Source organism: Streptomyces sp. NPDC057654 (assembly GCF_042800135.1).
GTDB lineage: Bacteria > Actinomycetota > Actinomycetes > Streptomycetales > Streptomycetaceae > Streptomyces.
Map to the genome: position 1 here is coordinate 1 of NZ_JBHVHQ010001379.1, position 1,374 is coordinate 1,374.

Here is a 1,374-nt window from a genome sequence, read left to right on the forward strand (position 1 = left end):
CCGCACCCGGCGGCGCGCCCGGCTGGCGAGCTGTCGCGCCGCGGCCGGGGTGCGCCCGACCATCGGGGCGATCTCGTCGAAGGGCACGGCGAACATGTCGTGCAGGACGAAGGCCAGCCGTTCGGCGGGGCCCAGCGTCTCCAGCACGACCAGCAGCGCGAGCCCGACGGAATCGGCCAGCAGCGCCTGGTGTTCGGGGTCGGGCCCGGCCGGACCGCTCACCACCGGGTCCGGCACCCGTACGTCCAGCGGCCGCTCGCCCCGCGAGGCGCGCGTACGCAGCATGTCCAGGCACACCCGGCCGACGACGGTCGTCAGCCACCCGCCGAGGTTCGCCACGTCGCCGGTGTCGAAGCGGTGCAGCCGCAGCCAGGTCTCCTGTACGGCGTCGTCCGCCTCGGCCAGCGAGCCGAGCATCCGGTACGCCACCGCCCGCAGCCGGCCGCGATGCGCCTCGAAGCGGTCCGCCAGAAAGCGGTCCGCCAGAAAGCCGTCTGCCCGGGAGCCGCCCGCCGGGAAGCCGTCCGCCGGAAAGTCGTTCTCGTCCATCAGTCACATTCTCCTGTCGCGATCCGTCAGCACTGTGACGGACGCATCCCGCCGGATGTGACGAGCGGGACCGGATGCGATCAGACGCGATCAGACGCGATCAGAGGAGAACGATGATGCAGGCACGTATGAAGAACCCCGCGACGCTCATCCCCGAGGCGCTGCCCGCCGTGCTCGACGTGGCCAAGGCCGCGAAGCAGGGCGGTGTGCCGGAGGCGACGCTGGAACTGGTGCACCTGCGCGTGAGCCAGATCAACGGATGCAGCTACTGCGTCGACGGCGGCGCCCGCAACGCCAAGAAGGCCGGCATGAGCGACGAACGGCTCTTCGCGCTGGCGGCCTGGCACGAGGCGCCCTACTACTCCGATGCCGAGCGCGCCGCCCTCGCGCTCGCCGAGGCCGCGACCCGCCTCAGCGACCGTACGGACCCGGTGCCCGACGAGGTCTGGGACGAGGCCGCGCGCCACCACGACGAGAAGCAACTGGCGGGCCTGGTCCTGTGGATCGGCCTGACCAATCTCTTCAACCGGATCAACGCCGCCACCAGGCAGCCCGCGGGCGCGGCCTGGTAACCGCGCGCCGGGACCGGACCGCGAAGGGACCGGACCGGGCCGCGCGGGGGGCGGTCCGGCCGGGCCCCGGCGCATTGGACGACGGCTGAGCGGTCAGGGAGCGGGCGTGAAGACGAGCGACGCGTTGTGCCCGCCGAAGCCGAAGGAGTTCGCGAGCGCCGCGGCGACCGGGCCCCGGCGCGGCCCGCCGGCCACGATGTCGAGTTCCACGGCCGGGTCCGGCGCGTCGAGGTTCCGCGTCGCCGGGATGACC

General features: G+C 73.4%; 2 protein-coding genes. One reads left to right on the forward strand and one right to left on the reverse strand.

Annotation, left to right across the window (positions count from 1 at the left end; all coding sequences use genetic code 11):
- Positions 1–549: sigma-70 family RNA polymerase sigma factor (locus tag ACFU99_RS43770; RefSeq protein ID WP_384404373.1), on the reverse strand; the 549-nt coding region annotated here is incomplete at its 3' end.
- 116 nt (positions 550–665) lie between these two features.
- Here ACFU99_RS43770 and ACFU99_RS43775 point away from each other — a divergent pair.
- Positions 666–1,121 carry a carboxymuconolactone decarboxylase family protein gene (locus ACFU99_RS43775; protein WP_384404375.1) on the forward strand — a complete coding sequence of 152 codons (456 nt, stop codon included), beginning with the start codon at positions 666–668 and terminating at the stop codon, positions 1,119–1,121.
- Positions 1,122–1,374 lie beyond the last annotated feature (253 nt).